The 11,112-nt window shown below is 64.5% G+C and carries 13 protein-coding genes; 5 read left to right on the forward strand and 8 right to left on the reverse strand.

Features of this window, described 5'->3' with window-relative positions; translation table 11 throughout:
- Positions 1 to 316 (reverse strand): hypothetical protein (locus tag QZZ33_RS12145; RefSeq protein ID WP_291380303.1); only part of this gene is annotated, 316 nt, incomplete at its 3' end.
- 48 nt (positions 317 to 364) lie between these two features.
- Between QZZ33_RS12145 and QZZ33_RS12150 the strand changes: the two genes are divergently transcribed.
- The 5 genes from QZZ33_RS12150 (at position 365) to QZZ33_RS12170 (ending at position 5,830) form a co-directional block, all read left to right on the forward strand.
- Positions 365 to 1,006 (forward strand): hypothetical protein, encoded by a 642-nt coding sequence (locus tag QZZ33_RS12150; protein ID WP_291380304.1) that lies wholly within the window; start codon positions 365 to 367, stop codon positions 1,004 to 1,006.
- Between the two features lie 210 nt (positions 1,007 to 1,216).
- On the forward strand, positions 1,217 to 1,939 hold the full coding sequence (locus QZZ33_RS12155; protein WP_291380305.1) for a hypothetical protein: 723 nt from the start codon (positions 1,217 to 1,219) through the stop codon (positions 1,937 to 1,939).
- 146 nt (positions 1,940 to 2,085) lie between these two features.
- Entirely contained in the window at positions 2,086 to 2,445 is a 360-nt protein-coding gene (locus tag QZZ33_RS12160; protein ID WP_291380306.1) for a Pycsar system effector family protein, read from the forward strand.
- A gap of 595 nt (positions 2,446 to 3,040) precedes the next feature.
- Positions 3,041 to 4,399 carry a hypothetical protein gene (locus tag QZZ33_RS12165; protein ID WP_291380307.1) on the forward strand — a complete coding sequence of 453 codons (1,359 nt, stop codon included), beginning with the start codon at positions 3,041 to 3,043 and terminating at the stop codon, positions 4,397 to 4,399.
- A 774-nt stretch (positions 4,400 to 5,173) separates the two neighbouring features.
- A complete protein-coding gene (locus tag QZZ33_RS12170) occupies positions 5,174 to 5,830 on the forward strand; it encodes a hypothetical protein (RefSeq protein WP_291380308.1) in 657 nt (218 codons plus the stop codon).
- 575 nt (positions 5,831 to 6,405) lie between these two features.
- On the opposite strand, the gene moaA is transcribed toward QZZ33_RS12170, so the two are convergent.
- The 7 genes from moaA to QZZ33_RS12205 all read right to left on the reverse strand — a co-directional run.
- On the reverse strand, positions 6,406 to 7,401 hold the full coding sequence (gene moaA / locus QZZ33_RS12175) for a GTP 3',8-cyclase MoaA (protein ID WP_291380309.1): 996 nt from the start codon (positions 7,399 to 7,401) through the stop codon (positions 6,406 to 6,408).
- Positions 7,398 to 7,817, reverse strand: a complete 420-nt coding sequence (locus QZZ33_RS12180) for a molybdenum cofactor biosynthesis protein MoaE (protein WP_291380310.1) — start codon at positions 7,815 to 7,817, stop codon at positions 7,398 to 7,400. Before QZZ33_RS12180 ends, moaA begins: the two co-directional genes overlap by 4 nt.
- The gene (locus tag QZZ33_RS12185; RefSeq protein ID WP_291380311.1) at positions 7,817 to 8,314 is read right to left on the reverse strand and encodes a MogA/MoaB family molybdenum cofactor biosynthesis protein; all 498 of its coding nucleotides are present in this window, start codon (positions 8,312 to 8,314) and stop codon (positions 7,817 to 7,819) included. Before QZZ33_RS12185 ends, QZZ33_RS12180 begins: the two co-directional genes overlap by 1 nt.
- 24 nt (positions 8,315 to 8,338) lie before the next feature.
- Positions 8,339 to 8,647, reverse strand: a complete 309-nt coding sequence (locus QZZ33_RS12190) for a DUF2249 domain-containing protein (RefSeq protein ID WP_291380312.1) — start codon at positions 8,645 to 8,647, stop codon at positions 8,339 to 8,341.
- Between the two features lie 39 nt (positions 8,648 to 8,686).
- The gene (narI, locus tag QZZ33_RS12195) at positions 8,687 to 9,466 is read right to left on the reverse strand and encodes a respiratory nitrate reductase subunit gamma (protein ID WP_291380313.1); all 780 of its coding nucleotides are present in this window, start codon (positions 9,464 to 9,466) and stop codon (positions 8,687 to 8,689) included.
- Positions 9,463 to 10,092 carry a nitrate reductase molybdenum cofactor assembly chaperone gene (narJ, locus tag QZZ33_RS12200; RefSeq protein WP_291380314.1) on the reverse strand — a complete coding sequence of 210 codons (630 nt, stop codon included), beginning with the start codon at positions 10,090 to 10,092 and terminating at the stop codon, positions 9,463 to 9,465. Before narJ ends, narI begins: the two co-directional genes overlap by 4 nt.
- Positions 10,085 to 11,112 (reverse strand): 4Fe-4S dicluster domain-containing protein (locus QZZ33_RS12205; protein ID WP_366476154.1); only part of this gene is annotated, 1,028 nt, incomplete at its 5' end. The genes narJ and QZZ33_RS12205, both read right to left, overlap by 8 nt.

The following is an 11,112-nucleotide window of genomic DNA, read 5'->3' on the forward strand; positions in this document are numbered from 1 at the left end:
AGCGGATGAGGGCGTCGCGGCCCGAGCGCTGGTCGTTGGGCGGCAGGCGCAGCAGGCCGCGCGCGAAGTACCAGCTCCACTGCAGGATCGCGTTGGTAAGCACGCCCAGCGTGACCAGGTGAATGGTGGTCCACCAGGTCTGGGGCAGGGCGTCGCGCGTGGCGATCGCGGTGACGGCGGCGGCCAGGGCGAGCAGCATCCAGATGGTGGTGAGGCGGTCGGTGCGGGGGCGGCGCGAGCGTGGGCGTCCTGTGGTGGAGCGTCCCTTGGTGGGGCGCTGTTCGGTGCCGTTGGGTTCAGCGGTCTGCGCGGCCATAAGCCCTCCGTCCCGGTTGATTTGAGAGGATAAGGCTACTCTTTAATCATGAGGATCGATGAGGACGCACGTCCCGGCGCCGGGCGGGTGCTCGCGGCGGTGCGCGACGCGGGTGCTGGGGTGACGGCCGCCGAGCTTGGCTCGCGCCTCGGTCTGCACGTCACCACGGTGCGCTTTCATCTGGACCGGATAGCGGCCGACGGTCTTGTTGCGGGCCATGCCGTTCCTTCCGGGGGCCGAGGCCGGCCGCGCATGGTTTACCAGGCAGTTCGCGTGCCCGACGCTCGGGCGGGGATGCTCGCGGCGCTTGCCGACGCTGCTGCTGGGGATGGTGCGGTGGCCGAGCGTGCGCAACGCGCGGGGGAGCGGTGGGCTGAGACTCTGGACGTTGTCGGACGCGATCCCGTGGCGGCGCTCTCGGCGGTGTTCACTGAACTGGGATTCGCGCCCGTTCCGTCCGAGGGCGGACTCTCGCTACGTGCCTGCCCGTTCTTGGAAGACGCACGCCGCCATCCGGAGGTGGTCTGCGGGGTGCACAGGGGACTCGCGGTCGGCATCGCGCGGCGCGCGGGTGCCTCGATAGAGCTCAAGCCCCTCCAGGGAGAGGCGTGCGTATTGCTCGTCGACCAGCGGCCGCGGGCGCGGGAAAATTGGGCAGTCCGGCCTGCCGCCTCTCCGTCTCCTAGATGATGTGCGCGGTGGGGACGGTTCGCTGTCGCGGTTCCCGCAATCTCGGATGGATTTCGAGGACGTGCCAGCCTCACGGCCCCAAGCACGCAATACCGCCTCCATGAGCCAGGACAACTGGTCCGGCCTCTGCCTCCTCGATGTCGGGCATTCGCGGTAGCGTCGTTCTCAAAGGGCGAATAGCAGCGGCGGGAGTGCAGTTGAATGGCGAGTTTGAAAGAGCAAGTCGCTGAGGCAGTGAGCGATGTCTCTAGGAGTTGGGGCACGACAACATGGTCGAAGACTACGACCGACGTTCCTGATCCCGACGCCATGGGTTACAGCGATGCGAAAGTGGTCCAAGCGACCTACCTCTACTCGGACCTCATCGACTCGTCTGGGCTCGTACGAGCGGCAGCGAACCAAGAACAGGTCGCGTCTGTCATGTCGGCGTTCCTCAAAGTGTCGGTGCGTATCATCCGCGCTGAGAACGGGCACATTCGTAGTTTCGACGGCGACCGCGTCATGGGAGTTTTCACCGGTCCGAGTCGCCAGACACGCGCCGTGCGGGCAGCCATGAAGATTGAGCATGCAACCAGCAAAATCCTAGATCCTAAGGTGCGGGAGACGTTCGCGGCCATACGAGAAGCGGGCTGGCACGTTCGGTCAATGACAGGTGTCGCAACGAGCGAGGCGCTCCTGGTGCGCGCCGGCATCCGAAACAATAGCGATCTGCTTTCGATTGGCGCTGGGCCGAACCTTGCCGCGAAACTTAGCGATCTGCGTAACACTTCGGTTGGGCACCGTATTGCGATTGGCAAAGGCACCTACGGGGGCATGGAGCAGCGCGTGATCATGGCAAGTGGGAAGAACATGTGGACTGGGCCGTACTCCCTCCAGATGGGCGGCGGGTCCTACGGGTACTACACGACCAGTTACCGCTGGACATCGCTCTGATGCTCCGTCGCACGCCGCGCCGTCAGACAGCGAACAGTAGTGAAGCCATCTGGCGCATCCACGACGCTCAGATGGATTGGACTGGCAAAGTGGACGCGAAGGCGGCATTCGCTCTCTCTATCCATGGAGCATTGCTCGCTGCGGCTGTGAGTCTGCTAGACCAAGTGGATGGGGTCGTTGCGTACTGGCTCCTGGGAGCCGGGAGCCTGTTTGTGGCGCTCGGACTTGTCGTCGCCGCTTCAGTAGTGGCACCACGGCTGCGGTCCAAGCACCTCGACGATGAGACTGATCGCAACTTCATATTCTTCGGTCACGCGCGGCGATGGGAGCCCGAGGCGCTCGCGCACGAAATCCGCAGAGGCGACCTCACGGACCAAGTCGCCCGCCAGATCGTTGTGATGGCCGACATCGCTTGGACCAAGCATCGTCGCGTGGGTCTGTCGATCTGGCTAGCGCCAGTTGGTGGAGTGCTCCTGGCGGCGGCAGTTTTGGCTTCCAAGTTGTAGCCCGCGAGCTCTTTGCAGTGCAGGGCAACGCGATACTCGGCGCGTAGCAGGGAGCCGGGTCAGACTTGATCGCGGTCGGATGACGGGCGGAAGCCCTACGGCCCTGACAGAGGGCCAAGACGGACACCGTCGCCCTAAGTCCGTGCCTGATGCTAGGCAGCCAAAGCCGTCTCAGCCAGGTGCAACCCACCCGTAAGCACACAAGCGGACCTAGCGCCTTGAGCCACGACTACGTCGACAGAATGAAGGACATATCCGCACCGCGATGAAGTCGCTGCTAATTCAATCCTTGGTCAGCATCTTGCGAAGGACGCGAAGAGTTATGATGCCAAGACTCGCTCCGCGATGTGCGTCGATCGCGACCTGGGTCGAAGCGGCCCGCCACGGGAGGCAGGCCAGACCGTCTAGGCCGCGCCGTCCTCCGAGTGCGGATTCTTCAGCAGCGCACCATTGGCCAGCGCGGCACGAAACCGAACTGCCACCGGGTACTTCACTGGGGCCACTCGTCGCCAACCGAGAGATAGCTGCCGCCGCTGCTCGCCGCGCGATTGCCGTTGGAATAGCCGATCTCGATCGTCGGTGGGAGACTTCGACCATGGCTGCTGGCGACAAGTTCATATTGGTGCTGGGCTCGATCCTTACCGAGACTGTGACGACGACCATCAAGACGTCGGGTGTCGTGTATCAGTCAAAGATGTTGGCCTCTGGTCCAGACAACTGGCTCAAGATTGCGAGGCTATTGGACGACGAGGGTCTCGGCGCAACAGTCGCGAAATTGACGAGAAGTGACTTCGAAAGGCTTCGAAGTCCACGCTATTCTGCTGCCGCCGACCTCGTCTTTGGGAGGTTGTCTGCGAAGCCTTACATCTTGCTCGTCCACGAGGGCATTCTCGGGTACGCGAGCGACGAGGATCAGAGTTCCCCGGCAACGTCGAGCATGTCGAGCGACGGCTGGCGCGAATTCTTCGAAAGCGACTACTTCAAGCCAGTCGACTCACAAATGCGTGACGACGTGCTTGCGATGTTCGAGAGCCATGGACTGGTCGTGTCGAGTTACAAGACCAATGCGGAGGCCTCGGTGCTCGCAGCTGCGCTTGTCGACGATGCGCTTGGAAACCTGCTCTTCCGCATCTACGTTCCAGCCGGTCGGCTTTATGAGAATGAACTCGAGAAACTCCTCGCAATGTTTCACGACTGGCTTGGGTCGGTCCGTGGGTTTTCCGTTCGGCGCGACGGGTACCGGACGGCTAGCGGACGCGTAGTCGAGTTCTTTGGAGACGCGCGTATCTCGGTTGGCGGCCTGCGCGATGAGATGGAGAGGTTCGCGCATTTCCTGAGTCTCATAGATGACCATGGAGACGCGGTTGCAATGATCGTCGGGCTGGGGCTTGACCATGCGAGGGCCTCAGAACTTGTTGGCAGGTACTCGAGAGACGCCCGACGGGTACTGCTCGACACGAAGCACGAGAGAGAGAAGCGATTGCTCTCCGTTCAGCAGCAACTCGAGACGGAACTGAGTGATGAGGCCTCGGAAGTCTCGAGCGACGTGATCGCAACTCTCGTACAACAGCTCATCCCCTCGTCACCCTTCTCCGCGTCGGAGTTGACGGGAGGGCTCGCGGGTCCCGGGACAGCCCAGCCGCAGGTTGTGGTCAACCAGCAGTTCTTCAATCACGTCGAGGGTCTAGTTGCGCAGAATCTCAGTGGGCCGGTCGCGGTCGGAACAACGCCGGAAGCACTGCTCGACGCGATCCGAGCGTTCGGAGGAGCAGAGGCTTTCGATCTGCAGGCTGCGCTGGCAGAACTCAACGACGAGCAAGCTCCGACCCCCGCACGTATCGGCGCTCGCCAGCGACTCAAGGACTTCCTCAGTCGCAATGGTGAGCGCGTCGAGGCAGCCGCCTTTCGTATGATCTGGAGTTGGCTGGAAATGCGGATTGGCATGACTCAATGATTACGTCTAGACCGGCCGCGATGCTCATCTCTTCGTGACGCGACTCGCGAGCAGGATGCCGCGTTGGAGGACGACGTCCATCGAGGGTTCTGACTGCGCCGACTGACCTAAGGTCGAGTGACTAGCCTGTTATCGGCGAGGTCATCTCATCCTTGGTCCGTTCGCATAACGCTGCTGCCGCCACTTGCGGTTCTGACATATCCAGACCTAGAGCGTTGGCGTCGTTGTACTGCGCTGCTCTCTCAGAATGTAGCGTCCTCGGAGTGGCTTTGACTGGGAGGGCGCTTGCCACTCTCAGTGAAGATGCTCCAGGGGCGCCAATACTCATGACTGCCACTCGAGCGGGCAGGGGTCGACAGATAGCGGACCACGTGTCCACTGTCGCCAAACTTCGACACGTCCGTGCGGCCCGGTGCAGGTTTGCTGCCGGGGGCGGCCCACTTCGTTGGCGACAAAGGTCGCCAACCCTGTCTATCGTCAATCCGCCCCCGGGCTGCACAGTGGCACCCCGTTGGCTATGTCGATCGACCGCATAGATCACGGATGCAAAGCACTCCACCCAATGGAGCAACATGTCGATACACCCTGGGGTGACGCGCTGCTCTAGTAGGAGGCCAAACCACTGGGCAATCCGGCTATTCGTCAATCAATCCAGTACGTGGTGCGAAGTTGCGATGAGCGTGTCTTGCGTGGTTGGCTGCGGACTACTTGCGCGCACGTGACCGTGAGGACGGCTCCCGTGGGAGCTAGTGCTTTCCCGCTACAGTCACACCTGTGAACTTCACTGTCAGGAATACGGCTCTCGCACAAGCGTATGCGACTGTCAACCGCGACTCTGTCGCTTTTCTTGACGAGACGTATGATGTGGACCCGATGCACGACAGCCACTTCTATGTGATGACAGCCGTGGTCGTCAAAGTCGCCGACCTCAACTATGTCCGGGATGGAATCGTAGAGTTGGTTGGTGGCAACTATTGGCACACCACTCAGTCACTGCGCACGGAACAGGGCCGCCAACGCACGCACGAGTTGCTCGAGTACCTAGGTGACCCTGCCGGGGGAGAGACCTGTGTGATTCGACATACCGTCGAAGTCGATCTCGGTGATCGAGACGGAGAGTCAGCGCGCAAAGCGTGCCTGGAGGAACTGCTTACGTACCTTGCGAATCCAGGGTTCCATGGACCGGGAGTTACGTTGGTAGTACTTGAGAGACGTCGGCCCAGTACATCGGCGACCGCAGATGCGAGTACGAAAACCGGACTGGTTGCTCAAGGATTGTTGACTCGAGCGATCCAGATGCTCCAAGTTTCGCCGAGTGATGAGCCGCTACTGTGGTTGCCGGACCTAGCGTGCTCGGCGTACCGCCAGCAGATCGTTCACGGGAACCGGGATTATTTCGAACTTATCGAACAGATCACTGAACTCATCTAGAAACAAAGCAACCCCTGGCTGCCGTGGCCACACCAGGGGTCAACCTCATCCGCCTGAGTCGGGAGACGAAGTTTTGCTTCGCCCAAAAGACTACGCCATAGAAGCCGCAAGATCAAGACCACGATCAAGACCACGATCAAGACCACGATCAAGACCACGATCAAGACCACGATCAGGATCGTGTGAACCGCTACGCCGCCACTTTACTTGAATCAGCAACATAACTCGTAGGGGTTCCTGGGCTATCCGGAGTACCTCGCCACGGACTTCGTAGGTATCGCTTGAGGACGGGTCGGGCAGTGTGCCGCCCGCCAGCGGCGGCAACCACGCCGGCCGGCGCACGCCCTCCCGCCTCGCCGGGTCCGCTGACCTACCGCAGCATCGCACTGGGCCATCGTTTCGATCCCGGAGGCCAAAGCACGGCAGAGCTGCCAGTCAGCGCGCACCCACAGTGTCACCCGGCCACTCACAGGTGCGGTGAGAACCTTCCCCAAGACCAACGAAACTCGCGGGTTGACGGGCGGCACGAGCGCGCGACGCTGACGGACTGGATGGGCGGCCCACCCAATCGGCGATTACCCCCCGATGGCGCTCATCGGACGGCTCGGCTGCACGAAGCTCGGGTCGTCGATCCCGTGCCCCGGCAGTTTTCGCGCCACGCACGCGATCATCGCCTCCGCCAGCCGGTCATCATCGGCGCCGTCGCGCAACAGGGTGCGCAGGTCCGACTCCTCGTGGGAGAACAGGCAGTTGCGGAACTGGCCGTCGGCGGTCAGCCGCACCCGGTCGCAGCGGTCGCAGAACTTGCGCGTCACCGAGGCGATCACGCCCACCGTCGCATCCGTCCCCGCAATGCGGAACTTCTCCGCAGGCGCGGAGCCATCGTGTCCGAGCGGCTCCAACGAGAAGCGCGAAGTAATCGCAGCGAGAATCTCCTCGGCCGTCACCATCTCCTCGCGCCGCCACGTGTGCCCGCCGTCCAGCGGCATGTGCTCGATGAACCGCATCTCCAACCCGCGCTCCACGGCAAACGACACCAGGTCAGCGACCTCGTCGTCATTGACGCCGCGCATGATGAGCGCGTTGAGCTTGATGGGGGAGAAGCCCACCACGCGCGCCGCCTCGATGCCCGCCAGAGTGTCCGCAAGCCGGTCGCGGCGCGTCAGGTCGATGAATCGCGCGCGCCGCAGCGTGTCGATCGAGATGTTCACACGGTCCAGCCCCGCGTCCCGTAGCGGCGCCGCCAAGGCGGGCAGTCGCAACGCGTTCGTGGTGAGCGACAGGTCCAGAGGCCCATCAGGAGTCTCGATGGCGGCCAGCGCGCGCACCACGTCCACCACGTCGGGCCGCAGCAACGGCTCCCCGCCCGTGAGCCGCACCTCGCGCACTCCCAGCCCCACGGCCACGCGAGCCAGCCGCACCAGCTCCTCCGTACTCAGTAGCGTGGGTCCCTTGAGCCACGGCACGCCCTCGGCCGGCATGCAGTACGTGCAGCGCAGCGAGCAGCGGTCCGTCAGCGAGATGCGCAGATCCCGGTGCACGCGCCCATAGCGGTCAACAAGAGCAGTCATGTGATCCCCACCCAGGTGTGCGAGCCGTCGGCCAAGATCTCCTTCTTCCACACCGGCAGCTCCGCCTTGACGCGCTCCACGGCGTCCCGGCAGGCCGCGAAAGCCTCCGCCCGATGCGCCGACGCCGCGGCAGCCACGATCGCGGCCTCGCCCACGCCTAGCAGGCCCACGCGATGCGTGAGCGCCAACACGGCATCATGGCGCGCCTCCACCTCGGCCACCACGCGTTCCAGAACAGCCGCGGCGTCAGGATGAGCCGAATACTCGAGGTGCGTCACCTCGCCGTCAACGCTCGGGTCGTGATCGCGCACCAGCCCCACGAACGTTGCGATCGCGCCGTGGGTCGGGTCCGCCACGGCGGCCACGTGAGCATCAAGAGACAAGGGCGAAGAAGACAGCGCAGCGATGGCGGGCATCAGTGATCCTCCCCGTCCAGTTGCGCGAGCGCGTGCGGCAGCACCGCAGCCAGCACACCAGCGGCAGAGCGGGCCGCACCCGTTGACCCGGCCACGTTCACCACGATCGCCGGATGGCCGCCACCCGTGAGCCCTGCAAGTCCGCGCGACAACACCGCGCCAGGCACGGCGTCGGCGTCCGCCGCCCGCAAGCGCTCCGCAAGACCGGGCAACGGCCGCGCAAGAACGCGTGAAGTCCCCTCGGGGGTCAGATCTCGCGGGCCGATGCCGGTGCCACCCGTCGTCACCACCACGCGTGCGCCCTCGGCGACGGCCGCACGAATGACCCGTTCCACCTCGTCGGCGCCGTCGGAGACCACGGAGGTGACCACCGACGCCCCCAACTCACGCAAGGCGTCGGCAAGCACGGGGCCCGACGCGTCGGCGCGCTCGCCGCGTGACGAACGGTCAGAGACCGTCACCACGGCGACAACGACGCCCGCGAGAGTGGGGGACATGGTGTCAGTGTAAGAAGACGCGTGCTACGCGCCGAGCGCGGCCTCAGCGCGACGCTTGAGCAGCAGCCTCCAGGCGGTGTCACGCTCGGCGTATTCCACCTCGTAGATGCCGGGCCAGCGGTCCTCGATCTGCGCGAGCAGCGGCAAGGGATCGTGCGGCGCGACCAGTTCGATTCCCTGCGCGGAACCCTCCAGCGCGCCAAAGATGGCGGCGTGGCGGATCTCGTGCGGAATTTCAGAGGCGACCAGCACGGGCAGGGTCGCGGAGTCGTTCTCCCCGCAGGTGCAGGTGTGGCCGTGGTTGTTGCCGGGCATTCCGAGGTCGGAAGTCATGGTTCTCCTAGATGTGGGGATGGTGGGGTTTGGGGACAGTTAGTCGCGACGGCTCGGCTCCCAGCCGCGGCGCGTGGCCCGGCTGCCGGTGGAGTGCGGCGTGCGCGTGCGGTAGACCACGTACGGCCTGACCACGTACTGCAGCGGCGCGCTCAGCACGTGCACCAGCCGTGTAAAGGGCCAGACGCTGAACAGCAGCAGGCCAGCCACCACGTGCAGCTGGAAGATGAGCGGCGCGGACGCCATGTGCTCCGGCTGCGGCTGGAACATCAGGATGGAGCGAGCCCACACGGACACGTCCTCGCGGTAGTTGTGGCCCTCGCCAAACAGCCCGGACGCAAACCACGACGCGCTGACTCCCAGCACGATCGCGCTCGCCAGGAACACATACATCACCTTGTCGTTCGCGGTGGTGCGTTGGAACACCCTCGCATTCGAGCGGCGCCGGTAAATGAGCAGGGCCATGCCGACGATGGTGGCGGTCCCGGCGACCAGGCTGAGGGGCATGGTCAACGAGTGATAGACGTCCTCCTTGACGCCCCACGCGTCGGTCCACGATTGGGGGATCAGCAGCCCCAAGAAGTGGCCGCCGATCACGGCGAGAGCGCCAAAGTGGAACAGCGGGCTGGCGATGCGCATGATGCGCGTCTCGTACAGCTGGCTCGACCGCGTGGTCCACCCGAACTTGTCGTAGCGGTAGCGCCAGACGAGCCCGACCACCAGCGTCGCGGCGGTCACGTACGGCAGGACGACCCACAGGAGCAGGTTCGCGCTCGACGGCGCTGCCTCCTCGATGACCGCCATCGCGAGCGTGTTCATCTGCGACCTCCGATCTCGACGGATGCGGGGGCCGTGGGGAACGGGTCGAGTCCCACGGTCTCCACGGGTGGCCCGCTCTTGGCCAGTGCCGCCATGCGCTCCGCAATTTGGGGCGTCATGGCTGGCAGAGTGGCAAGGACAGCGTCGAGCACGTGGACGTAGGGCGAGCCGAGGGCGCCCAGCGCCTCGCGCAGCAGCCCGATCGCGACCCTGTGTTCCACCAGCAGGGCGTCGCCCGTGAGGGTGTTGCCGATCGCCGCGAACTCGAGCACCACCGCCAGGTGGTCGGGAAGCTCGGCGTCGCCCACGTCAAAGCCGCTGGCCAGGTACGCCTGCTTGAAGCGCAGAATCGAGAATCCGCGATTGCGAGTGTCCCCGTCCGTCCAGTACGTGAGATACGGGCACGCCTTGCGCTTCATGTCGAAGGTGGCGACGTAGTCCTTCTGCGCGTCGAGCAGCGGCACCTCTTCGAGGTACGCCAGGAACTGGCGCAGCGCGGTACGCACCTTGGGCGGGCACTCCTCGACCACCTGGGTGATCTCGGGAAGCCGCTGGATCAAGGCGTCGTCCGGGTACCAGAGCAGCCAGGAGGCGGCGAGGCGTGCGGCGGCTGTCGACTCATTCATCGCGGGCCCTCACTTTGGGGATTCCGAGGGGCACTCCCGTGCCGTTCCAATGGGGCAGGTTGAGATCGGGCGACAGGGGCGCCGAGGGATCGGACCGCAAATGGTCCCTGCCCTTGAGCGCGTGAAAGCTCTCGGCCGCGACCGGTTGCGGACGCTTGATGTTGGCGGCAGGCGCGCCGCCTGGGAACTGCCCGACCCCGCCGACGCCGTCGAGAGAGCACGCCAAATCCTCCAGCTCCTTGCCCACCTCCGCGTGCGCGGAGGGGATGACGTAGCGGTCCTCGTACTTTGCGATCGCCAGGAGCCGGTAGAGCTCAAGGACCGACTCCTCAGACAGCCCGACGCGCGCCGGCAGTTCCGGCCGCAAGGCGTTGCCGATGTTCTTGTCGCGCATGTACGAACGCATCACCGACAGCGTGTCGAGGGAGCGCAGCACGGGCTTGGGATCTCCTGCCGTGAACAGCTCAGCCAGGTACTCGACGGGAATGCGCAGCGAGCGCAAGGCGCCAAACAAGTTGTCGGCGTCCTCGGCGTCGTGCCCCGTTTCCCGCAAAGCGTCCACGACGGGCGACAGCGGCGGGATGTACCAGACCATCGGCATCGTCCGGTATTCGGGGTGAAGCGGAAGCGCCACCCTGAACTCCTTCGCGAGGCGATAGACAGGGGAGCGGCGTGCCGCCTCCATCCAGTCGTCTGGAATGCCGTCGCGCTTGGCAGCCTTCTGCACCTCGGGGTCGTGGGGGTCGAGGATGAGGTCCAGCTGCGCCTCGTAGAGGTCCTGCTCGTTTGGCGTGGCCGCGGCCTCGGTGACCTTGTCGGCGTCGTACAGGAACAGGCCCAAGTACCGCAACCGCCCTACGCACGTCTCGGAGCACACCGTCGGCTGGCCCGCCTCGATGCGCGGGTAGCACATCGTGCACTTCTCGGCCTTGCCGGTCGCGTGGTTGAAGAACACCTTCTTGTACGGGCAGCCGGTGACGCACATGCGCCAGCCCCTGCACTGGTCTTGGTCCACCAGCA

Source organism: Demequina sp. (assembly GCF_016278775.1).
Classification (GTDB): Bacteria; Actinomycetota; Actinomycetes; order Actinomycetales; family Demequinaceae; genus Demequina.

Bases quoted from the DNA above. Each gene is read 5' to 3' on its own strand.
- QZZ33_RS12150 (WP_291380304.1), top strand. From the start codon at position 365: ATGAGGATCGATGAGGACGCACGTCCCGGCGCCGGGCGGGTGCTCGCG.
- QZZ33_RS12165 (WP_291380307.1), top strand. From the start codon at position 3,041: ATGGCTGCTGGCGACAAGTTCATATTGGTGCTGGGCTCGATCCTTACC.
- moaA (WP_291380309.1), bottom strand. From the start codon at position 7,401: ATGACTGCTCTTGTTGACCGCTATGGGCGCGTGCACCGGGATCTGCGC.
- QZZ33_RS12180 (WP_291380310.1), bottom strand. From the start codon at position 7,817: ATGCCCGCCATCGCTGCGCTGTCTTCTTCGCCCTTGTCTCTTGATGCT.
- QZZ33_RS12185 (WP_291380311.1), bottom strand. From the start codon at position 8,314: ATGTCCCCCACTCTCGCGGGCGTCGTTGTCGCCGTGGTGACGGTCTCT.
- QZZ33_RS12190 (WP_291380312.1), bottom strand. From the start codon at position 8,647: ATGACTTCCGACCTCGGAATGCCCGGCAACAACCACGGCCACACCTGC.
- narI (WP_291380313.1), bottom strand. From the start codon at position 9,466: ATGAACACGCTCGCGATGGCGGTCATCGAGGAGGCAGCGCCGTCGAGC.
- narJ (WP_291380314.1), bottom strand. From the start codon at position 10,092: ATGAATGAGTCGACAGCCGCCGCACGCCTCGCCGCCTCCTGGCTGCTC.